The organism is Eubacterium uniforme (genome assembly GCF_900167115.1).
Lineage (GTDB): Bacteria > Bacillota > Clostridia > Lachnospirales > Lachnospiraceae > Eubacterium_S > Eubacterium_S uniforme.
The window spans coordinates 310,278-332,327 of the sequence record NZ_FUXZ01000002.1 but is presented as its reverse complement, the minus strand read 5'-3'; the positions used below and the strand labels follow the sequence as shown (position 1 = coordinate 332,327).

The window sequence follows — 22,050 nt, the reverse complement described above, 5'->3', positions numbered from 1 at the left end:
AAGAAATATCTTTAACTAATGCAGAAGATTCAGTTTCAGACGATAATAATGATACAACTAAGGAAAATAAAGGTTTCTTTAAAAGATTAGTTGCTGGTTTATCTAAGACTAGAAATAGTATTGTAAATAGTATTGATTCAGTTTTCTCAGCTTTTTCATCAATTGATGAAGATTTATATGAGGAACTAGAAGAAATTCTTATTACAAGTGATATAGGTGTTAAGACTACAATGGAAATCCTCGATAATTTAAGGGATGAAGTTAAGGAAAAACACATTAAGGAACCAAGCGAATTAAGAGAATTATTAATTCAGAACTTAACTAATGCCATGAACATTGGTGAGAATGAATATGATTTTGAAAATAAGAAATCAATCATTCTTGTTATTGGAGTTAATGGTGTTGGTAAAACTACTACAATTGGTAAATTGGCAGGTCAGTATAAATCGCAGGGCAAGAAAGTTGTTCTTGCGGCTGCTGATACATTTAGAGCTGCAGCAAGTGAACAGTTAGTTACATGGGCTAATAGAGCTGGTGTAGATATTGTTGCTTCTAATGAAGGTGCTGATCCGGGTTCAGTTATATTTGATGCGATTGCTTCTGGTAAGAGTAAGGATGCTGATCTTATCATATGTGATACAGCGGGAAGACTTCATAATAAGAAAAATCTTATGGAAGAATTAAAGAAGTTAGATCGTATTATATCAAAGGAATATGGCGATGCACATCGTGAAAACTTTATTGTACTTGATGCAACAACTGGACAGAATGCTTTAGAGCAGGCTAAACAGTTTAAAGAAGTTGCTGAAATTACAGGTGTAATTTTAACTAAGATGGATGGTACAGCTAAAGGTGGTATTGCAATAGCAATTCAGTCAGAGTTGGGAATTCCAGTTAAATTTATTGGTGTTGGTGAAAGTATTGAAGACTTGCAGAAATTTGATTCAGAAAAATTTATACAAGCCCTTTTTACAAAAGATGAATAAATAGTTATTCTGTTTTTAGTAAACAGTTTGGAGGTATGAAAATGGATAAAGATAAGATGACTATCGAGAAATTTGAAAATGCTGCAGATGTTGTAAACAAGGTTACTCTTAATACAAATCTTGTTTTTAGTGATTACTTAAGTGAACAGTGTGGAAATAAGGTTTACATTAAGCCTGAAAATTTACAGTTTACGGGCGCATATAAGATTAGAGGTGCATATTACAAGATTAGTACTCTTAGTGAAAAAGAACGAAGCAAGGGCTTTATCACTGCATCAGCTGGTAACCATGCACAGGGCGTTGCGTATGCTGCTAAGCTTTATGGTGTTAAGGCTACAATCGTAATGCCAACAGTTACACCTCTTATGAAGGTTAATAGAACAAAGAGTTATGGCGCAGAAGTTATTCTTTACGGAGATGTATATGATGATGCTTGTGAATATGCTCTTAAATTAGCAAAAGAAAATGGAAGTACTTTCATTCATCCATTTGATGATTTAGATGTTGCAACTGGTCAGGGTACTATTGCAATGGAAATAATTAAGGAATTACCAACGGTTGATGTTATTTTAGTACCAATTGGTGGTGGTGGACTTGCAACAGGTGTTAGTACACTTGCAAAAATGCTTAATCCAAATATTAAGGTTATTGGTGTTGAACCAGCAGGTGCTGCTTGTATGAAGGCATCATTTGCTAAGGGAGAGGTTGTTACATTACCATCTGCTTCAACAATTGCTGATGGTACAGCTGTTAAGACTCCAGGTAGCAAGATTTTCCCATATATTCAGAAGAATTTAGATGATATTATTACTGTTGAGGATGATGAATTAATTGATGCTTTCCTCGACATGGTTGAAAATCACAAGATGGTTGCGGAAAATTCTGGTCTTCTTACAATAGCTGCTCTTAAGCATCTTAAGGAAAAAGGCAAGAAAGTTGTATCAATCATTAGTGGTGGTAATATGGATATTATCACAATGTCAAGTACACTTCAGCATGGTCTTATCCAGAGAGGACGTATCTTTACTGTTTCAGTATTGTTACCAGATAAGCCAGGTGAACTTGTTAGAGTTGCTCAGTCAATCGCTGATATGCAGGGTAATATCGTTAAACTTGAACATAACCAGTTCGTTAACATTAACAGAAATGCTGCAGTTGAACTTCGTGTTACAATTGAAACATTTGGTCATGATCATAAGAAAGAAATTTTAAATAGACTTGAAGTAGATGGATTTAAGCCAAGAGAAGTTAGACCAAGTCTTTAAAATATAAGTGGAATCCGATAAGTTGATTCCACTATATTTTTAATAATTTATATGTAAAGTAAAAATACTTGACAGACAGTTCTTTATAGTGTAATATATGTAAGGTACGTTAGGAGGATTGTATGAACGAGATATTAGAGAAATCATTATTATTTGACTTTTATGGTGAATTACTTAGTGATCATCAAAAAGAAGTATATAGTGATGTTGTATTTAATGATTACTCACTTAGTGAAGTTGCAGATTCATATGGTATCTCAAGACAGGGCGTACATGATTTAATTAAGAGATGTAATAATGCTCTTAAAGGTTATGAAGATAAGCTAAAACTTGTTGAAAAGTTTATTGATGCAAGTGATAAGGCTAAACATATAATTGAAAATGTTAATAGTATTGAAAAGGGAAGTTTAGGGGAACGTCTTTCAGGTGATGATAAAAAGAAACTTGAAGACATAAAGAAACTTGCCAGTGAAATTATGGAAGATTTATAAACCAAAGGAGAAGAAATTTGGCATTCGAGAGTTTATCAGATAAATTTCAAAATATATTTAAGAATCTTCGAAGCAAGGGTAGACTTACTGAAGAAGATGTAAAGGTTGCACTTAAGGAAGTTAAGATGGCTCTCCTTGAAGCAGATGTTAGTTTTAAGGTTGTTAAGAAATTTATTAATGCTGTAACTGAAAGAGCAGTTGGTAGTGATGTTATGAATTCACTTACACCTGGTCAGATGGTTATTAAGATTGTTAATGAAGAGATGACAAACCTTATGGGATCTGAAACAACGGAGATTAAGCTTAAGCCTTCTAATGAAATTACAGTAATTATGATGGCAGGTCTTCAGGGTGCAGGTAAAACAACAACTGTTGCAAAGTTAGCAGGCAAGTTTAAACAAAAAGGTTATAAACCACTTTTAGTAGCCTGCGATATATATAGACCAGCGGCTATTGATCAGTTAACAATTAATGCTGAAAAACAGGATGTTCCTGTATTTTCTATGGGTACTGATAATAAGCCTAAGGATATTGCAAAAGCTGCTATGTCACATGCGGCTAAAAATGATAATAATGTTGTTATCATTGATACAGCCGGTCGTCTTCATATTGATGAAGAGATGATGGATGAGTTAATCGGTATCAAGGAAGCAGTTGAAGTTGATCAGACTATTTTGGTTGTTGATGCTATGACAGGTCAGGATGCTGTTAATGTAGCATCTAACTTCAATGATAAAGTAGGAATTGATGGTGTTATTCTTACTAAGCTTGATGGTGATACAAGAGGCGGTGCAGCACTTTCAATTAAGGCAGTAACTGATAAGCCTATTCTTTATGTTGGTATGGGTGAAAAATTATCAGATCTTGAACAGTTTTATCCAGATAGAATGGCATCAAGAATTCTTGGAATGGGTGATGTACTTACACTCATTGAAAAAGCTGAAGCTTCATTTGATTTAGAGAAATCAAAAGACCTTGAAGCTAAAATGAAAAAAGCTGATTTCGGTTTTGATGATTATCTAGAGTATATGCAACAGATTAATAACATGGGTGGTATTGCAGAAATGCTTAAACTTATGCCAGGTAATATGAATATTAGTGAAGATCAGCTTCCGGATGAAAAGAAGCTAAAGAGAGTTGAAGCTATTATTTATTCAATGACACCTGAAGAAAGAAGTAAGCCAGCATTACTTAATCCATCTAGAAAGAATAGAATTGCAAAAGGAGCAGGTGTTGACATTGCAGAAGTTAACAGACTTGTTAAGCAGTTTGAACAGGCTAGAAAGATGATGAAACAGATGCCGGGCCTTATGGGTGGCGGAAAGAAAAAGAGAAGAGGTTTTAAACTTCCTTTCGGATTTTAAATAGTTCATATTTAGTTAATTAAACTAAATTAAAATAAATAATATATTTTTAGAAACAAATCTAGTCGGATTTGTAATTAGGAGGAATTAAAAATGGCAGTAAAAATGAGATTAAAAAGAATGGGTAAAAAGAAGGCACCTTTCTACAGAATAGTTGTAGCTGATTCAAGATCACCTAGAGATGGTAGATTTATCGAAGAAATCGGTACATATGATCCAAATAGAGATCCAAGTGTATTTGATTTTAATGAAGAAGCTGCTAAGAAGTGGTTATCTCAGGGTGCACAGCCTACAGAAACAGTTGGAAAACTTTTAAAGATTGCAGGTATTCAGTAATATAGAGGTGAATTCATGAAAGAACTAGTTGAAGTAATTGCCAAGTCATTGGTAGATTCTCCAGACCAGGTTGTAGTTACTGAAACTGTTGAAGGTGACACTATCAAAGTCGAACTTAAAGTTGCAGATGATGATATGGGTAAAGTTATCGGTAAGCAGGGTAGAATTGCAAAAGCTATTCGTAGCGTTGTAAAAGCAGCTGCATCTAAAGGAGATAAGAAGGTTATTGTAGATATTATACAGTAATTATTTAATATAAAAAGGCAACCGGGCATATTCTGGTTGCCTTTTATAGAATAAAACTCCTATATAGGAGAAAAGGAGAATTATGCAGGATTACTTAAGAGTTGGTGTATTAGTAAAACCACATGGTGTTAGAGGAGAAATGAAAGTTTTTCCTACAACAGATGATATGAAGAGATTTGAAGATTTAATTGAAAAAGATGTATTCTTTGATATTAAAGGAAAGTATGAAGCTCATAAAATAGTTTCTGTTAAATATTTTAAACAGTTTGCAATTCTTCAATTTGAAGATATTACAGATATGGATATGGCTCTTAAACTAAAAAACATTGATGTGTATGTAAAAAGAGAAGATGCAGTAGAACTTGAAGAAGGCGAATATTATATTGCTGATCTTTTAGGCCTTTCTGTTTATCTTGAAGACGGTAGTCTTTTTGGAAGACTTAAGGATGTAATGGAAACAGGAGCAAATGATGTCTATGTAATTAACACAAAGGAGCATGGTGAAGTCTTAGTACCAGTTATTGATGATTGTGTTAAGGAAGTAGATTTAGAGAATGAGAAAATAACAATTCATTTGATGGAAGGACTCATATAATGAATTTTAATATAATGACGCTTTTCCCGGATATGTTTGATTCTTTTAAGAATACAAGCATTATAGGGCGCGCAATTAATGATGGATTAATATCGGTTAATACAATTGATTTTAGACAGTATGCTGATAATAAATATATGCATGTTGATGATTATCCATATGGTGGTGGAGCTGGTATGGTTATTCAGCCACATCCAGTTGTCGAGTGTTTTAGAGACATAACAAAAGATATGGATAAGAAACCTAGAGTTATATATTTAACTCCACAGGGTAAGGTTTTTAAACAGGAAGATGCAATTGAACTAGCTAAGGAAGAGAACCTTATATTTTTATGTGGACATTATGAAGGTATAGATGAACGTGCATTAGAGTTGATAGTTACGGATTACTATTCAATTGGTGATTATGTTCTTACAGGTGGAGAATTACCAAGTATGGTAATGATTGATGCCATAGCAAGAAACATAGATGGAGTATTAAATAACAAAGCATCAACTGAATTTGAATCTTTCTGTGATAATTTGCTAGAATATCCACAGTATACAAGACCTCCAGTATATGAAGGCATGGAAGTACCTGAAGTACTTTTATCAGGTCATCATGCAAACATAGAAAAGTGGAGAAGAGAAAAATCAATTGAGCGTACATTAGAACGTAGACCAGATCTTTTAGATGAAGCTAATTTATCCAAGAAAGAGATCGAGTATCTTAATAAATTGAAGAATAAATAAAAATTGCTTGATTTTATGTAAATAATATGTTAATATATTTGAGTTGTATTAAAAAGAGATGTTCCTCTGTTACTTTAGTATTAAGAACGTCGAATCAAGATATAAGGAGAAATGAAGATGAATAACATTATTAAAGAAATCGAAAATGCTCAGATTAAAGAGAACATCACAGAATTTAATACTGGTGATACAATTAAAGTATTCGCTAAGATTAAGGAAGGTAACCGTGAAAGAACACAGGCTTTCGAAGGTGTTGTAATTAAGAAACAGGGTGGAAGCACAAGAGCTACTTTCACAGTAAGAAAATTATCAAACGGTGTTGGCGTAGAAAAGACATGGCCACTTCACTCACCTACAATCGAAAAGATTGAAGTTATCAGACGTGGTAAGGTTAGAAGATCTAAACTTTACTATCTCCGTGACAGAGTAGGTAAGGCTGCTAAGGTTAAAGAAGTTGTTAGATAATTAAAAACAAAGTTTATAAGCTACCACATTAGTGGTAGCTTTTTATATTGTGTGTTATAATGTTGTTGATATTTATTTAAGGAAGTGAAAATATGAGTGATAATAAAATAAACATTAACTGGTATCCAGGACATATGACAAAAGCTAAGCGTATGATGGAAGAAAACATCAAACTTATTGATTTGGTTATTGAAATAGTTGATGCGAGAATTCCCCTTAGTAGTAGAAATCCTGATATTGATAAATTAGCAAATAACAAATATAGACTTATTTGTTTAAATAAATCAGATTTATCCGATAAGACACATAACGAAAAATGGATGGAATATTTTAAGTCCAAAGGATTTTTCGTTACCATGATTAATTCAAAATCAGGTGCTGGCGTTAAGAATATTAATAATATTATTCTTGATGTTTGTAAGGAAAAGATTGAAAGAGATAGAAAGCGTGGAATTAAGAATAGGCCAATTAGAGCCATGGTTTGTGGTATTCCTAATGTTGGTAAGTCTACATTTATTAATTCATTAGTTGGAAAGGCTGCAGCTAAAACTGGTAATAAACCAGGCGTTACAAAGGGTAAACAGTGGATTAGACTTAATAAAAACATTGAGCTTTTAGATACTCCGGGTATTCTTTGGCCTAAGTTTGAAAGTAATGAAGTTGGTTTAAATCTTGCTTTAATAGGTTCAATTAACGATGAAATCTTAAATCTTGATGATTTATCTTATGAGCTTATTGAAAGATTAAAAGAGAATTATGGCGGTCTTCTTGCAGAGAAATATAGCATTAATGAAGAAGATAATGAAATTAAGATTCTTTCTGATATAGCAGTTAATAGAGGTTGTATTGCCAAGGGTGGTGAACCTGATATTGAAAAAGCAGCTAAGCTTTTATTTGATGATTATCGAAATGGAAGAATAGGCAAAATTACATTAGAGTATGTAGAGTAATATATTTAAGGTAAGGTTAAATATGAGTGAAAAGTTACCAATTAGTGAAATAAAGAAAATATTTGATGAAACAGATGTTAATAATTTAGGTGAATTGATTCAGAATTTCAAGGATGATGAAAGAAGTGGTGTTGTAAATATCATAAAAAGAGCTAATAAAAGAATTGATGATTACAACAAGGAATTAAAGCGCCTTGAAATCATGAATTATTTTGAAAATACTTATGATAATTTTGAATATATATGTGGTATTGATGAGGTTGGTAGAGGGCCATTTGCTGGACCAGTTGTAGCAGGCGCGGTTATACTACCTAAAGGCTTTGATATTATGTATATTAACGATTCAAAGAAACTTTCTGAAGCAAAGAGAGAGGAACTAAATAAAATTATTCTTGAGAATGCAATTGATGCTCAGGTTGGCGTTGTTAGTGCGTGGAGAATTGATGAAACAGATATATTAAGAGCTACTTATGAGGCTATGAGAATTGCAATTGAAAAGCTTAAGGTTAAGCCAAGTCTTTTACTTAATGATGCTGTAAAAATACCTGAAGTTGATATTAAACAGGTTTCGATTATAAAAGGTGATGCTAAGTGCAAATCAATTGCGGCAGCAAGTATTGTTGCCAAGGTTTATAGGGATCACTTAATGGAAGAATATGATGAAAAGTATCCTCAGTACGAATTTGCTAAGAATAAGGGGTATGGTACAGCGGCTCATATTGAGGCGATTAAGAAGTATGGATTATGTGAGATTCATAGAAGAAGCTTTACACATAGTTATGTATAAATTCAGGAGAAGAGAGGAAGATTATCTAAAGATAATCTTTGACTACGCTCAAAGCCGCAGAGGGCTCTCCTGAATATAATTTTTGGAGTATATATGAATAAAAGGTTTATTGGGACGGTTTATGAAAAAATTGCTGCTGATATCTTAACTAAAAATGGTTATAAAATCATTGAGTTTAATTACAGGTGTCGCATAGGCGAGATTGATATTATTGCTAAAGATGGAAAGTATTTATGCTTTATTGAGGTTAAGTATAGGACTAATGGAATTCATGGAAATCCTCTTGAAGCAATTACTAAAAGTAAGGTTAAAACCATAATTAATGTTGCGAGAACTTATTTAAAACATAAGGGTTATTCAGAAAATATTCCTATTAGGTTTGATGCAATTGCAATTATGGGTGATGACGTTAAATTGATTAAGAATGCATTTGGTGGGATGTAATATGTTAAATATATTTAAAACAGGTAAGAATACGACAGAAATAAGGCAAAAAGGTGATGTTCCTTATATAACATTTAAGAATCTTGATGAGATAGATTTTATAGCAAATGCTTTCACAACAAGGCTTGGTGGTGTTAGCAAGGAACATTTATATAGCATGAATTTAAGTTTCACTCGTGGTGATGAAGATGAGAACGTATATAAAAATTATGAGCTTATAAGTGATGCTGTTGGATTTGACATGGGAAAAATAATAATGTCAAATCAAACACATACTACTAATGTTAAAAGAGTTTATCTAGATGATGCGGGAAGAGGAATGCATGGTAAGGAAAGGTTTGAAGACATTGATGGTTTAGTAACTAACGAAAAAGGCTTGGTACTTGCAACTTTCTATGCAGACTGCGTTCCGCTTTATTTTATTGATCCGGTGAATAAAGCAATTGGACTTTCACATTCTGGCTGGCGTGGAACAGTTAATAGAATGGGGAAGGCTACGCTTTTAAAGATGGCTGAAGAATTTGGAACAAATCCTAGTGATGTAATATGTGCCATCGGTCCGTCCATATGTATGGAGTGTTATGAGGTTAGTAAGGATGTTGCTGATGAATTTATAAAAGAATTTGATTTGAGAGATATTCCTGTTATCAGTGATGATAAGTTAAATGTAATAAAGAATGATAGTAATTTAAATAATAGAATTTTTAATGGAGATAAAATTCTTATTGATAAAGGAAACGGTAAGTATCAATTGAATTTATGGGAAGCTAATAAAAGGGTTTTACTTGATGCTGGAATAAAAGAATCAAACATAAGTGTTACGGATATTTGTACCTGTCATAATCCGGATTTTCTATATTCTCATAGGGCAAGTATGGGTAAAAGAGGTAATCTTGCAGCTTTCCTAACCATTAAAGATTAATTCATAACAGAATATATAAGAAAAACATATTTACGTTATACCATATATAGTTATGAGATTTACAAAAACACATAAATGTAGTAAAATTAAATGGGATATTTCGCGAGAAAATAAAGAATAGATTGGAGTTAAGATGAGAAAGCAGGTAGTTGCAATTGTTGGTAGACCTAATGTAGGTAAATCAACACTTTTTAACGTTTTAGCAGGAGAAAAAATTTCAATAGTTAAGGACACACCAGGTGTTACAAGAGATAGGATTTATGCCGATGCAACTTGGCTTGATAAATCATTTACTCTTATTGATACAGGTGGTATTGAGCCAGAATCTAATGATGTTATTCTTTCACAGATGAGAGATCAGGCTCAGATAGCCATAGATACAGCTGATGTAATTATTTTTATTACTGATGTTAAACAAGGCCTTGTTGATAGTGATAGTAAGGTTTGTGATATGCTTAGAAAGAGCAAGAAGCCTATAGTTTTAGCTGTAAATAAGGTTGATAATTTTCAAAAAGATATTTTGGATATGTATGAGTTTTATAATCTTGGAATTGGTGATCCACATCCAATTTCTGCTGCAAGTAGATTAGGCATAGGTGATTTGCTTGATGTGGTTTGTGAATACTTCCCTGAATCTGATGGTGAGGAAGAAGATGATGAAACTCCAAAGATTGCAATTGTTGGTAAACCTAATGTTGGTAAGTCATCACTTGTAAACAAATTACTTGGCGAAAACAGAGTTATTGTATCTGATATTGCAGGTACCACTAGAGATGCAATTGATACTTTAGTTACTCATGATGAAAAGGAATATATTTTCATAGATACAGCTGGTCTTCGTAGAAAGTCGAAGATTAAGGAAGAAATTGAAAGATTTAGTATCATTAGAGCTGTTAGTGCGGTTGAAAGAGCCGATATTGTTGTTATTGTTATTGATGCAACAGAGGGTGTTACTGAACAGGATGCTAAAATTGCTGGTATAGCACATGACAGAGGCAAGGGTATTGTTATTTGTGTAAACAAGTGGGATGCCATTGAAAAGAATGATAAAACAATCTATGAGCACACAAGAGATATTAGAGATGTATTATCATTTATGCCTTATGCTGAAATTATATTTATTTCAGCGAAAACTGGCCAGAGAATCAATAAACTCTTTGATGTTATCGACATGGTTATTGAAACACAGTCTATGCGTGTTGGTACTGGTGTTCTTAATGAAATCATGTCAGAGGCAGTTGCATTACAGCAGCCGCCTACTGATAAGGGTAAGAGACTTAAATTATTCTATATTACACAGGTTGCTATTAAGCCACCTACATTTGTTATTTTTGTTAATGATAAACAGCTTATGCATTTTTCATATACAAGATATATTGAAAATAAGATTAGGGATACTTTTGGATTTAAGGGTACTCCACTTAAATTTATCATTAGAGAAAGAAAGGAATCTTAAATTATGTATAGAATATTTGCTAGAATAGTTTGCGTGATAATAGGATATGGTTTTGGATTATTTCAGACAGCATTTATCTATGGAAAAATGCATGGCATAGATATTAGAAAGCATGGTAGTGGTAATTCTGGTACAACAAATGCTTTAAGAGTATTAGGTAAAAAAGCTGGACTTATAACATTTATAGGTGATGTTTTTAAGGCTGTTGTATGTAGTGCGTTTATTAAATTATTATTCCATTCAGATAGTAAGATGTTGTATATATATGTTTTATATGCAGGTCTTGGTGTTGTACTTGGACATAATTTCCCATTCTACATGAATTTTAAAGGTGGAAAGGGTGTTGCAGCTACAGGAGGCGTTATTATAGCTCTTGGTGATGCTAGAGTTACATTAATTGGATTTGTTTTGTTTTTCTGTTTGTCATTAATTACTAGATATGTATCATTAGGATCAATTGTTGCAGTTACATCGTTAATTATTTCAACATTTGTTTTTAATCAGACAAATCATCCGGTTAATCATTGGCCAACACATAAGGAAAATCAAATTGAAGCATATATTTTAATAATGATTTTCATTATATTTGTTTTAATTAGACATAGAGAAAATATAAAAAGATTATTAAATGGTACTGAGCGTAAGCTTGGAGTTAAGGAGGCATAAGAATGGCTAAGGTTACAATCCTTGGTGCAGGTGGATGGGCTATTGGTATAGCAGTTTTACTTGATAACAATGGACATGATGTTACTATGTGGTCCGCTGTAAGCACTGAAGTTAAATCATTAAAAAGACATAGAGAGAATAAAATTAGTTTACCAGGTATTGTGATTTCTGAAAAAATAAAAGTAACTGGTGACTTGGATGAAAGTTTGCAGAATGATCCAGATATTATTGTATTAGCAGTTGCATCTAAATTTATTAGAAGTACTTCTAAATTACTTAATGGGAAAGTTAAAGATGGACAGATTATTCTTAATGTTGCAAAGGGCATTGAAGATGGTACATTAATGTTTTTAACTGATGTAATTGAGGAAGAAGTACCAGGTAGTGATGTATGCGTTTTATCTGGTCCAACTCATGCTGAAGAAGTTGGAAAACTTATGCCTACAACATGTGTTGTTGGTGCAAAAAGTGAAAAAACAGCGAAATACATTCAGGATGTATTTGCTTCACAGTACTTTAGAACTTATGTAAGTCCAGATATGGTTGGAATTGAACTTTGTGGTGCTCTTAAAAATGTAATTGCACTTGCAGCGGGTATGGCTGATGGACTTGGATATGGTGATAATACTAAAGCTGCTCTTATTACAAGAGGTATTAAAGAAATTACTCGACTAGGTTTAGCTATGGGGGCGAATGTAAGTACATTTGCTGGATTATCTGGTATTGGTGATTTGATTGTTACATGTGCAAGTATGCATTCTAGAAATAGAAGAGCTGGTATTTTAATTGGACAGGGATATACATTAGATGAAGCGGTTAGAGAAGTAAACATGGTTGTTGAAGGTGCTGTTTCAGCTAAGGCCGCTTTAGAACTAGCGAATAAATATAAAATTGAAATGCCAATCATAGAGGAAGTTAATAAGATTTTATTTGAGGATTTACCAGTTGAGAATGCTGTTCAGGATCTTATGCTAAGACAGAATATTGCAGAACATCCAGAACTTGTATGGAATAAATAATTTTTATTTAGGGGTTAATATATTGTATTTTAGGTGGGACAGTTTTTATGCGAATGAAAAGAGGTAAAGAAGGCTTTTTTAGAGTAATTTTTAGTAGATCTGTTACTCTTATAGCAATGCTTTTTTTACAAATATTTTTAATATTAGTTTTTTCAAGTTTTATCAATACTTCTATTCTCACTGTATATGGAATTACTAATATATTTTCAGTATTTCTTGTTATATACATATATAATTTAGATGAACTACCAGATTTTAAAATGGCATGGATTTATCCAATGATGGTATTGCCAATTTTTGGTGTGTTATTATATTTATTTATGAAGACACAATCAGGGTCTAGAGTCATTAATAGAAAAATTAATTATATTGTAAAAAAGACAGAAGATAAATTAGTACAAAATCCAGAATTGTTTAAGGAAATAGAAGAAAGAGATAAGTTATTTGCTACTAATGTATATTATTTATCTAAACATGCTAAATATCCAATATATGATAATTCTGTAGTAACATATTTTAGATGTGGAGAAGAATTATTACCTGATTTATTGGAGGATCTAAAAAAAGCTAAAGAATTTATTTTTTTAGAGTATTTCATTGTTTCTGAAGGATTTATGTGGGATCAGATGCTTGAAATATTAACAAAAAAAGTTGAAGAAGGTGTTGAAGTAAGGGTTATGTATGATGGATTATGTTCATTGTTTTATTTACCTTACGGATACCCAAAATTTTTAAGAGAACTAGGAATTAAAACAAAGATATTTGCTCCATTAAAACCACTTCTTACTACGCAACAGAATAATAGAGATCATAGGAAGATAATTGTTATTGATGGTAAGGTTGCTTATACAGGTGGTATTAACATGGCAGATGAATATATCAACAGAAAAAAGCGATTTGGATACTGGAAAGATAATGGTATAAGAATAAAGGGTGATGCTGTTTCAAGCTTTACTCATATGTTTTTGCAGTTATGGAATCTAGATGAAAAAGAGATTGATAATTTTGATTATTATTGCAAAAAACATAGTAATGAGTTACAAGTAAACAATTCTTACGTTTGTGGATATACGGATAGTCCTTTAGATAAAGAATATGTTGGAGCTAATGTCTATATAAATTTGATAAATAGTGCAACAAATTATATTTATATTATGACTCCGTACCTTGTTCTTGATTATGTAATGGAAAGAGCAATTAGAAACGCTGCTCAAAGAGGTGTAAAAGTAGTTATTTTAATGCCGGGTACACCGGATAAAAAATATGCTTATTGTTTGGCAAGAACGTATTATCCTAAACTTATTAATGCAGGAGTTAAAATATATGAATATACTCCTGGATTTGTACATTCAAAAATGATTATATGTGATGATAAAGAATTCATTGTCGGTTCTATTAATTTTGATTATCGTAGTTTATATTTAAGCTTCGAATGTGCAGCTCTTGTTTATGGAAGTGATGAGATATTTAAGTGTAAAGATGATTTTGAATATTCGATTGAAAAGTCACATTTAGTTACTAAAGAAGAATGTAAAAATAGAAAATTATATTATAAAATACTTGGTGCGTTTTTAAAATTATTAGCACCACTTATGTAACGGATTGGAGTAATTATGTTAGAAAAATTGTTTAAATTAAAAGAGAATAATACTACTGTTTCAGTTGAAGTTATGGCTGGAATCACAACATTTATGACAATGGCATATATTTTAGCCGTTAATCCTGATATTTTAAGTGCATCAGGTATGGATAAAACAGCGATATTATTAGCAACTTGTATAGCTTCATTTATTGGTACAATTTGTATGGCTCTTTTAGCAAATTATCCATTCGCGTTATCAGCTGGATTAGGACTTAATGCTTATTTTGCTTATACAGTTTGTGGTGAGATGGGATATTCATGGCAAATTGCTTTACTTGCAGTATTTTGTGAGGGATTAATTTTTATAGCATTATCAATAACAAATGCTAGAGAAGCAATATTTAATGCAATTCCAACAACGCTTAAATCTGCAGTATCTGTAGGTATTGGATTGTTTATTGCATTTATTGGTTTACAAAATTCAGGTATTGTAGTAGATTCAGCAACATTAGTTACAATGACTGATTTTACTGAAAATTTTAAGACATCAGGTATAACAGCATTACTTGCACTTATTGGATTATTAATAATCATAACATTATATATTAAGAAGGTTAGCGGATCAATTCTTATTGGAATTATTTCAACTTGGATTTTGGCAATGGTTTGTGAAGGTTTAAATCTATATGTTCCAAATCCAGAGAGTGGTTTTTATTCAGTTATTCCATCAAAAATTGTTTCATTTGATTTTTCGCCTCTTGGAAAGACTTTTGGTCAGTGCTTTAAGGCGGATATGTCAGGTAAGAGTTTTGTTAACTTTTTAGTTGTTATTTGTGCATTTTTATTTGTTGATGTATTTGATACACTTGGAACTTTAATTGGTGTAAGTTCAAAAGCTGGTTATCTTGATAAAGATGGAAAACTTCCTAGAATTAGACCAGCACTTTTAGCAGATGCTGTTGCAACTGCATCAGGTGCTGTTCTTGGTACATCAACAACAACAACATTTGTTGAATCATCCGCAGGTGTTGCTGCAGGAGGTAGAACAGGACTTACATCGGTTATTACTGGATTTTTATTCTTATTATCAATGTTTTTTGCACCATTATTTACAACAATACCATCGTGTGCAACTGCTCCAGCGTTGATATTTGTTGGATTTATGATGTTTGGTTCAGTAACAAAACTTGATTTTTCAGATGGTAATCTTTTAGAAGCAATTCCAGCTTACTTATGCATAATTGCTATGCCGCTCTTTTATAGTATTTCAGATGGTATTGCATTAGGAATTATATCATATTGCTTTGTACATATCGTAGGTGGTAAGGCTAAAGCTGTCAAACCGCTTATGTATGTATTATCAGTTTTGTTTATTCTTAAGTACATTTTTTTATAAAATAGTAATCATTTAAAACAATACAAAATAACTATTTTTATTACTATATGGGAGGTATTAATATGAAGATGATTAAGAAAAAAATAATAAGTTTAATTCTTATTATTACTTTAATTTTAGGTGGATTTAGTAATAATAGTATTTTTCTTAAATTAGAAGAAGTTAGTGCAGCTAGTTTAAATCAGACAAAAGCAACAATTAATGTTGGTGATACTCTTAGATTACATGTTGATGGGGCATCAGGAAGTATTGAATGGAAAACTAGCAATAAAAAAGTATGTGACGTTGATGGAACTGGTTTAGTTACTCCGAAGAAAAGAGGTAAGGCAGTAATTAAAGCGGTTATTAATGGAAGTGAAACATTAAGTTGTAAAGTTAAGGTTAGAGCTTGCTATACAATCTCAAAGAAGAGTAAGCTTATGGATGTTGGAAAGAATAAATATTCAAAATATTCATCAGCTTATGTAAATAAATATACACGTGATTGGTATTTATTTAGAAGTCATCTTGAAAAGCTTGAAAAATTAGGTGGTGGTACACTTATAGTAAAGAAAGGTACATATAATATTACTTCAGTACTTTGTATACCATCAAATGTTAATATTATATTTAAAAAAGGTGCTAAAATAAATAAAACAAGTAATACACATACTAGTAAGTTTAAGGCTAGTAAGACATTATTTGAATTAGTTCCTGTTTCAAAATATAATAAAAAGAATTGGGCAAAAAAATATAATGGTGTTAAAAATGTTAAAATTATTGGTGAAGGCAAAAATGAGATTAACATGAATTATTATCATCAGGGTGTTGCCGTAACTATTTTTCATAGTACTAATATTTCAATTTCAGGTATTTCATTTAAAAATATTAATGAAGCACATTCTATTGAACTTGATGCTGGTAAAGATATTAATATTTTAAATTGTAAATTCTCTGGTCAGAAAGGATCTAATCTTTCAAGAGAGGCTATTAATTTAGATATACCTGAAAAATTTGATAAGACATGGTCAGCATGTGATAAGACTAATAATGATGGAATAGTAATTAAGAATTGTAAGTTTAAAAACTTATATGTTGGCGTTGGCTCTCATTATTATAGCTACAATAATAGTGCAAATTCTCAGATTTATCATAATAATGTTACAGTTGAAAATTGTACTTTTAACAATATGAAGAAGTTTGGAGTTCATGCTCTTAACTGGGCAAATTGTAAAGTTTCAAATTGTACTTTTGATAAAGTATCAGGAGGCAAAGGCGATGTATGTGGTATTATGGGAAGAGGTTCACAGAGATTAGATTGTACTGGTAATACATTTAAAAACATCGTTAATTCTGGAAGTGAAAAAGGATTTGGAATTAAAGTCGTAGATTACGAGCTTGGAAATAGTAGTATACCTAGAACATATCCAACATTTGTTAAAGGTAGTGGTGATGAAGAAACTAACTATTTCGAAAAAAGCAATAATTATGAAAATGTAGCTACAAAAGCTGAATGTAAGATTATCAAGAAAAAATAGTGGTTATAAAAAATAATATACATTTTTATAAAATTGTGATAGTATTTTAAAGATGTTTAAATTAAACAATTGAGGTATAATTATGAATTTATGGCAAGGTATTTTATGGTTTACAGTTAAGGGTTTGTTCTTAGTAGCGGTAGCATATGCGGGAATAAAACTTGGAATTTATTTAAGAAAAAGACATAATGATAAATTAGCAAAATCGGAGGATAATAACAATGCATAAGTATTCAGTTAATGAATTAAGAGACATGTATTTAAAATTTTTTGAAAGTAAGGATCATTTAAGAATGAACAGTTTTTCACTTGTTCCACAGAATGATAATAGTTTGCTTTTGATTAATGCTGGTATGGCTCCACTTAAGCCATATTTTACAGGTCAGGAGGTTCCACCAAGAAAGAGAGTAACAACTTGTCAGAAGTGTATTAGAACAGGTGATATTGAGAATGTTGGTAAGACAGCAAGACATGGTACATTCTTTGAAATGCTTGGTAACTTTTCATTTGGTGATTACTTTAAGGATGAGGCTATTGAATGGTCATGGGAATTTTTGACAGAAGTAGTAGGTATTGATCCTGACAGACTTTATCCTTCAGTATATAAAGATGATGATGAAGCATTTGATATTTGGAATAAAAAGATAGGAATTGCTAAAGATAGAATTTTTAGATTTGGTAAAGAAGATAATTTTTGGGAACATGGCGCAGGTCCTTGTGGTCCAAGTTCAGAAATATACTATGACCGTGGAGAAAAATATGGTTGTGGTAAAGAAGGTTGTACAGTAGGTTGTGATTGTGATAGATACATGGAAGTTTGGAATAATGTATTTACACAATTTGAAAACGACGGTAAAGGCAATTATGAAACATTAAAGAATAAGAATATTGATACAGGTATGGGTCTTGAAAGATTAGCTGTAGTTGTTCAGGATGTTGATTCTATCTTTGATGTTGATACAATTAAGGCAATTAGAGATAAAGTATGTGAACTTTCAAATAAGAAGTATGAAGAAAACTATAAGGATGATGTTTCAATCCGTGTAATTACAGATCATATTAGATCAGTTACATTTATGGCGAGTGATGGTATTTTACCTTCTAATGAAGGCCGTGGTTATGTTATGAGAAGACTTCTTAGAAGAGCTGCTAGACATGGTAGATTACTTGGTATTGATGGTTTATTCCTTGCAAAGGTAGCTGAGACAGTTATTGAAAATTCAAAGGATGCTTATCCAGAACTTACAGAAAAAATGGATCATATTTTCTCTGTAATTAACAAGGAAGAAGAAAACTTTAATAGAACAATCGATCAGGGGCTTGTTATTTTAAATGAATATAAAGAAGAACTTGTAAAGAATAATAGTAAGACTTTATCAGGTGAACATGCATTTAAGTTATATGATACATATGGATTCCCGATTGACTTAACAATTGAAATTCTTGCTGAGGATGGAATTGGTGTTGATGAAAAAGGCTTTAAGAAGTGCATGGATATCCAGAGAGAGACAGCAAGAAAAGCTCGTAAAGTTTCTAACTATATGGGTGCAGATGCTACTGTTTATGAACAGCTTGATGTAAATGTTACATCAGAATTTGCTGGATATGATAAATTGACACTTGATAGTGAAATTATTGCTTTAACTGTTGCCAAGAAAGAAGGTAAGGAAGTTAGATCAAGTGTTGTAGATACATTAAATGAAGGTGATAATGGTTCGATTATTACTAAGGTTACTCCATTCTATGGCACAATGGGTGGTCAGAGTGGTGATACTGGTGTGATTAAGACTGGTAATGGTACATTCGTTGTTCAGGATACAATTCATGTATCAGGCGGTAAGATTGCTCATATTGGTTTTGTTGAATCAGGAAGTATTAGTGCAACTGATAAGGTAACTCTTTTAGTTGATGAAAAGAAGAGAAGTCTTATCTGTAAGAACCACAGTGCAACACATCTTCTTCAGAAAGCATTAAAACTTGTACTTGGAAATCATGTTGAACAGGCAGGTTCATTTGTTTCTGATGGAAGATTACGTTTTGACTTTACACATAATAGTGCAATGTCAGCTGATGAAGTTGCTAAGGTTGAAGCTATCGTTAATGAAGAGATTTCAAAGAATCTTAAGGTTAACACAGATATTATGAGTCTTGATGATGCTAAGAAAACAGGCGCTATGGCACTTTTTGGTGAAAAGTATGGCGATAGTGTAAGAGTTGTTTCAATGGGTGAGTTCTCAAAAGAACTTTGTGGTGGTACACATGTTAAGGAAACAGGTAATATTGGTTTATTCAAGATTGTTTCTGAAAGTGGTGTAGCTGCTGGTGTTCGTAGAATTGAAGCAATTACAAGTGATGGCGTTGTAAATTATTATAATAATCTTGAAAATACACTTAATGAAGTTTGTAAGGTGGCTAAGACAGATCCTTCAAAACTTCTTAATAGAATTGAAAGCATGCTTGCTGAAATTAAAGCATTATCATCAGAGAATGAAAGCTTAAAGAGCAAGATTGCTAATGAGTCAGCAGGAGATGCTCTAGCTTCTGTTGTTGAAGTTAAGGGTGTTAAGTTATTGCCACTTGAAGTAAATGATGTAGAAATGAATGATTTACGTAATCTTGGTGATAATCTTAAAGATAAGCTTGGCGAAGGTGTTATTGTTTTAGCTTCAAATGTAGGAGGAAGTAAGGTTAACTTAATTGTTACTGCTACTGATGATGCTATTGCTAAGGGTGCTCATGCAGGTAACATTATTAAGGAAATTGCATCACTTGTTGGCGGCGGCGGCGGTGGTCGTCCAAACATGGCACAGGCCGGCGGAAAGAATGTAGCTGGTATTGCTGATGCTCTTAATAAGGCTAAAGAAGTATTAGAAGGACAGATTAAATAAAATAAGGCATTTTCTAATATTAAAAGTATAAAAAAGTAGTTGACGAATTGGGTTTTGATGTTTATAATATCACTAGTGCAAAAAATTACCCAAAACAGTTGTATGCGCAATTTATAACTGGAGGGAGGTTGGAGTTGTCTTATGTCAAATGTAATCGTTAAAGAAAACGAATCACTTGATAGTGCTATCCGCAGATTCAAGAGAAACTGTGCGAAAGCAGGTATTCAGCAGGAGATTCGTAAAAGAGAACATTATGAAAAGCCTAGCGTAAAGCGTAAGAAGAAATCTGAAGCTGCTAGAAAACGTAAATATAACTAAGATATAACTTATTTAGTTAATAAAAAAGGAGATAATTATATTATCTCCTTTTTTTGTGCGGTATTTTGTGGTATACTGTTTCAGTATGGGTTTTTATGGCCTTATATGTATATTGTAAGGAGGATATATATTTTTGGCAGCTATTGAGAATATATTTAGCATGCCTGCAGATCATATAAGAAACGTGTTTGGTGAACTTGATGAAAATGTAAAAATCATTGAAAGAAACCTACATGTTACTATTATAAATAGGGATTCAAATATAAAAATTATTGGTAATGAAGTTTCTGCAAGCAGGGCTAGAAAAGTACTTGAAGAATTATTGAAATTATCAGAACGTGGTAATGACATAACAACTCAGAATGTTACATATGCCATTTCTCTAGCGTTTGATGATAATACATCTGAATTAACTAATTTGGATGAAGATATTATATGTAGAACCATTACAGGTAAGCCTATTAAACCAAAAACATTAGGACAGAAGAAGTACATTGATGAGATAAAGCGTAAAATGATTACTTTTGGAATTGGTCCTGCTGGTACAGGTAAAACTTATCTTGCAATGGCTGAAGCAATTAATGCATTTAAATCAGATGAAGTTAGTCGAATCATTTTGACTAGACCTGCAATTGAAGCTGGTGAAAATTTAGGTTTCTTACCAGGTGATTTACAGAGTAAGGTTGATCCGTATTTAAGACCACTTTACGATGCACTTTATCAGATTATGGGAGCTGAAAGTTATTTAGCTAATGTAGAAAAAGGTCTTATTGAAGTTGCGCCTCTTGCATATATGAGAGGTAGAACTTTAGATAATGCATTTATTATTTTGGATGAAGCACAGAACACAACACCAGCTCAGATGAAGATGTTTTTAACAAGAATTGGTTTTGGTTCAAAGGTAGTTATTACTGGAGACTTAACACAGAAGGATTTACCGCATGGTAATATTTCAGGTCTTGAAGTAGCGACTAAGGTTTTATCAGGAATTGATGAAATTGCATTTGTTACACTAACAAGTCAGGATGTAGTTAGACATCCATTGGTTCAGAAGATTGTTATGGCTTATGATAAGTATGAAAATAAGCAAAATACTAAAAAGCCTAAAAAAGAGGATAGAAAGTAATGACAATTAATATTGATGAAGAGGTTTCTGTTGATTTTGACTTTGATTATAAAAAGGTGATTAAAGACGTTATTAATAAGGCTCTTGACTATGAGAAATGTCCTTATGAGTGTGAAGTCAACGTATTAATGGTTGATGGAGAGATGATTAGGGAAATTAATAAAGAACAAAGAGAGATTGATAAACCTACTGATGTTTTGTCATTTCCTATGATTGAATATGACGAACCTTCAGATTTTTCAAGTGTTGAAGATGATGATTCATTGTTCAACTTGGAGAATGGAGAGTTAATACTAGGGGATATTGTATTAAACATTGAAAGAATTAAAACTCAGGCATTTGAATATGGTCATAGTGAGTTAAGGGAACTTGCGTTTTTAACAGCGCATAGTATGCTTCATCTATGTGGTTATGATCATATGGAGGATGATGAGAGAATATTAATGGAGGATAGGCAGAAAGAAATACTTGATGAATTAGGTATATCAAGGTAGCTTAAT

General features: G+C 32.1%; 24 protein-coding genes. All 24 read left to right on the top strand.

Annotated features, from left to right (window positions below; all coding sequences use genetic code 11):
* Positions 1-119 precede the first annotated feature (119 nt).
* Entirely contained in the window at positions 120-986 is an 867-nt protein-coding gene (ftsY, locus tag B5D16_RS01370; RefSeq protein ID WP_423240939.1) for a signal recognition particle-docking protein FtsY, read from the top strand.
* A 56-nt stretch (positions 987-1,042) separates the two neighbouring features.
* Positions 1,043-2,251: a threonine ammonia-lyase gene (gene ilvA, locus B5D16_RS01365; RefSeq protein ID WP_078765195.1), complete on the top strand. Its 1,209-nt coding sequence runs from the start codon at positions 1,043-1,045 to the stop codon at positions 2,249-2,251.
* Between the two features lie 122 nt (positions 2,252-2,373).
* Positions 2,374-2,742, top strand: coding sequence for a YlxM family DNA-binding protein (gene ylxM / locus B5D16_RS01360; protein ID WP_078765153.1), 369 nt, complete (start codon positions 2,374-2,376; stop codon positions 2,740-2,742).
* Positions 2,743-2,759: 17 nt separating this feature from the next.
* Positions 2,760-4,106 (top strand): signal recognition particle protein, encoded by a 1,347-nt coding sequence (gene ffh, locus B5D16_RS01355; protein ID WP_078765152.1) that lies wholly within the window; start codon positions 2,760-2,762, stop codon positions 4,104-4,106.
* A 93-nt stretch (positions 4,107-4,199) separates the two neighbouring features.
* Positions 4,200-4,442 carry a 30S ribosomal protein S16 gene (gene rpsP / locus B5D16_RS01350; RefSeq protein WP_078765151.1) on the top strand — a complete coding sequence of 81 codons (243 nt, stop codon included), beginning with the start codon at positions 4,200-4,202 and terminating at the stop codon, positions 4,440-4,442.
* Between the two features lie 15 nt (positions 4,443-4,457).
* Complete coding sequence (locus tag B5D16_RS01345) at positions 4,458-4,688, top strand: KH domain-containing protein (RefSeq protein ID WP_078765150.1); 231 nt, start codon at positions 4,458-4,460, stop codon at positions 4,686-4,688.
* An 82-nt stretch (positions 4,689-4,770) separates the two neighbouring features.
* Positions 4,771-5,283 (top strand): ribosome maturation factor RimM, encoded by a 513-nt coding sequence (gene rimM, locus B5D16_RS01340; RefSeq protein WP_078765149.1) that lies wholly within the window; start codon positions 4,771-4,773, stop codon positions 5,281-5,283.
* Complete coding sequence (trmD, locus tag B5D16_RS01335; protein ID WP_078765148.1) at positions 5,283-6,014, top strand: tRNA (guanosine(37)-N1)-methyltransferase TrmD; 732 nt, start codon at positions 5,283-5,285, stop codon at positions 6,012-6,014. The genes rimM and trmD overlap by 1 nt, the downstream gene beginning before the upstream one ends.
* Before the next feature lie 117 nt (positions 6,015-6,131).
* Positions 6,132-6,479 (top strand): 50S ribosomal protein L19, encoded by a 348-nt coding sequence (rplS, locus tag B5D16_RS01330; protein ID WP_078765147.1) that lies wholly within the window; start codon positions 6,132-6,134, stop codon positions 6,477-6,479.
* Positions 6,480-6,586: 107 nt separating this feature from the next.
* Positions 6,587-7,429, top strand: coding sequence for a ribosome biogenesis GTPase YlqF (ylqF, locus tag B5D16_RS01325; RefSeq protein ID WP_078765194.1), 843 nt, complete (start codon positions 6,587-6,589; stop codon positions 7,427-7,429).
* A gap of 22 nt (positions 7,430-7,451) precedes the next feature.
* Positions 7,452-8,216 carry a ribonuclease HII gene (locus B5D16_RS01320; protein WP_078765146.1) on the top strand — a complete coding sequence of 255 codons (765 nt, stop codon included), beginning with the start codon at positions 7,452-7,454 and terminating at the stop codon, positions 8,214-8,216.
* Positions 8,217-8,309: 93 nt separating this feature from the next.
* Positions 8,310-8,660, top strand: coding sequence for a YraN family protein (locus tag B5D16_RS01315; RefSeq protein WP_078765145.1), 351 nt, complete (start codon positions 8,310-8,312; stop codon positions 8,658-8,660).
* Between the two features lies 1 nt (position 8,661).
* The gene (gene pgeF / locus B5D16_RS01310) at positions 8,662-9,582 is read left to right on the top strand and encodes a peptidoglycan editing factor PgeF (protein ID WP_078765144.1); all 921 of its coding nucleotides are present in this window, start codon (positions 8,662-8,664) and stop codon (positions 9,580-9,582) included.
* Positions 9,583-9,715: 133 nt separating this feature from the next.
* A complete protein-coding gene (gene der / locus B5D16_RS01305; RefSeq protein ID WP_078765143.1) occupies positions 9,716-11,038 on the top strand; it encodes a ribosome biogenesis GTPase Der in 1,323 nt (440 codons plus the stop codon).
* 3 nt (positions 11,039-11,041) lie between these two features.
* A complete protein-coding gene (plsY, locus tag B5D16_RS01300; protein WP_078765142.1) occupies positions 11,042-11,704 on the top strand; it encodes a glycerol-3-phosphate 1-O-acyltransferase PlsY in 663 nt (220 codons plus the stop codon).
* 2 nt (positions 11,705-11,706) lie between these two features.
* Complete coding sequence (locus tag B5D16_RS01295) at positions 11,707-12,723, top strand: NAD(P)H-dependent glycerol-3-phosphate dehydrogenase (protein WP_078765141.1); 1,017 nt, start codon at positions 11,707-11,709, stop codon at positions 12,721-12,723.
* Positions 12,724-12,770: 47 nt separating this feature from the next.
* Positions 12,771-14,321, top strand: a complete 1,551-nt coding sequence (gene cls, locus B5D16_RS01290; protein WP_242942961.1) for a cardiolipin synthase — start codon at positions 12,771-12,773, stop codon at positions 14,319-14,321.
* A 15-nt stretch (positions 14,322-14,336) separates the two neighbouring features.
* Entirely contained in the window at positions 14,337-15,701 is a 1,365-nt protein-coding gene (locus B5D16_RS01285; protein WP_078765140.1) for an NCS2 family permease, read from the top strand.
* Positions 15,702-15,763: 62 nt separating this feature from the next.
* Positions 15,764-17,218, top strand: coding sequence for an Ig-like domain-containing protein (locus tag B5D16_RS01280; RefSeq protein WP_159444243.1), 1,455 nt, complete (start codon positions 15,764-15,766; stop codon positions 17,216-17,218).
* Positions 17,219-17,300: 82 nt separating this feature from the next.
* Positions 17,301-17,447: a hypothetical protein gene (locus B5D16_RS12430; protein WP_159444242.1), complete on the top strand. Its 147-nt coding sequence runs from the start codon at positions 17,301-17,303 to the stop codon at positions 17,445-17,447.
* Positions 17,440-20,106 (top strand): alanine--tRNA ligase, encoded by a 2,667-nt coding sequence (alaS, locus tag B5D16_RS01275; protein WP_078765138.1) that lies wholly within the window; start codon positions 17,440-17,442, stop codon positions 20,104-20,106. The genes B5D16_RS12430 and alaS overlap by 8 nt, the downstream gene beginning before the upstream one ends.
* Before the next feature lie 141 nt (positions 20,107-20,247).
* Positions 20,248-20,424 (top strand): 30S ribosomal protein S21, encoded by a 177-nt coding sequence (rpsU, locus tag B5D16_RS01270; protein WP_078765137.1) that lies wholly within the window; start codon positions 20,248-20,250, stop codon positions 20,422-20,424.
* A gap of 133 nt (positions 20,425-20,557) precedes the next feature.
* A complete protein-coding gene (locus B5D16_RS01265; protein ID WP_078765136.1) occupies positions 20,558-21,550 on the top strand; it encodes a PhoH family protein in 993 nt (330 codons plus the stop codon).
* Entirely contained in the window at positions 21,550-22,044 is a 495-nt protein-coding gene (gene ybeY / locus B5D16_RS01260) for an rRNA maturation RNase YbeY (RefSeq protein ID WP_078765135.1), read from the top strand. The genes B5D16_RS01265 and ybeY overlap by 1 nt, the downstream gene beginning before the upstream one ends.
* Positions 22,045-22,050: the final 6 nt, after the last annotated feature.

Coding starts and splice junctions, on each gene's coding strand:
- ilvA (WP_078765195.1), top strand. CDS start 1,043: ATGACTATCGAGAAATTTGAAAATGCTGCAGATGTTGTAAACAAGGTT.
- ylxM (WP_078765153.1), top strand. CDS start 2,374: ATGAACGAGATATTAGAGAAATCATTATTATTTGACTTTTATGGTGAA.
- rpsP (WP_078765151.1), top strand. CDS start 4,200: ATGGCAGTAAAAATGAGATTAAAAAGAATGGGTAAAAAGAAGGCACCT.
- B5D16_RS01345 (WP_078765150.1), top strand. CDS start 4,458: ATGAAAGAACTAGTTGAAGTAATTGCCAAGTCATTGGTAGATTCTCCA.
- rimM (WP_078765149.1), top strand. CDS start 4,771: ATGCAGGATTACTTAAGAGTTGGTGTATTAGTAAAACCACATGGTGTT.
- trmD (WP_078765148.1), top strand. CDS start 5,283: ATGAATTTTAATATAATGACGCTTTTCCCGGATATGTTTGATTCTTTT.
- rplS (WP_078765147.1), top strand. CDS start 6,132: ATGAATAACATTATTAAAGAAATCGAAAATGCTCAGATTAAAGAGAAC.
- B5D16_RS01320 (WP_078765146.1), top strand. CDS start 7,452: ATGAGTGAAAAGTTACCAATTAGTGAAATAAAGAAAATATTTGATGAA.
- B5D16_RS01315 (WP_078765145.1), top strand. CDS start 8,310: ATGAATAAAAGGTTTATTGGGACGGTTTATGAAAAAATTGCTGCTGAT.
- pgeF (WP_078765144.1), top strand. CDS start 8,662: ATGTTAAATATATTTAAAACAGGTAAGAATACGACAGAAATAAGGCAA.
- der (WP_078765143.1), top strand. CDS start 9,716: ATGAGAAAGCAGGTAGTTGCAATTGTTGGTAGACCTAATGTAGGTAAA.
- plsY (WP_078765142.1), top strand. CDS start 11,042: ATGTATAGAATATTTGCTAGAATAGTTTGCGTGATAATAGGATATGGT.
- B5D16_RS01295 (WP_078765141.1), top strand. CDS start 11,707: ATGGCTAAGGTTACAATCCTTGGTGCAGGTGGATGGGCTATTGGTATA.
- cls (WP_242942961.1), top strand. CDS start 12,771: ATGCGAATGAAAAGAGGTAAAGAAGGCTTTTTTAGAGTAATTTTTAGT.
- B5D16_RS01285 (WP_078765140.1), top strand. CDS start 14,337: ATGTTAGAAAAATTGTTTAAATTAAAAGAGAATAATACTACTGTTTCA.
- B5D16_RS01280 (WP_159444243.1), top strand. CDS start 15,764: ATGAAGATGATTAAGAAAAAAATAATAAGTTTAATTCTTATTATTACT.
- B5D16_RS12430 (WP_159444242.1), top strand. CDS start 17,301: ATGAATTTATGGCAAGGTATTTTATGGTTTACAGTTAAGGGTTTGTTC.
- alaS (WP_078765138.1), top strand. CDS start 17,440: ATGCATAAGTATTCAGTTAATGAATTAAGAGACATGTATTTAAAATTT.
- rpsU (WP_078765137.1), top strand. CDS start 20,248: ATGTCAAATGTAATCGTTAAAGAAAACGAATCACTTGATAGTGCTATC.
- ybeY (WP_078765135.1), top strand. CDS start 21,550: ATGACAATTAATATTGATGAAGAGGTTTCTGTTGATTTTGACTTTGAT.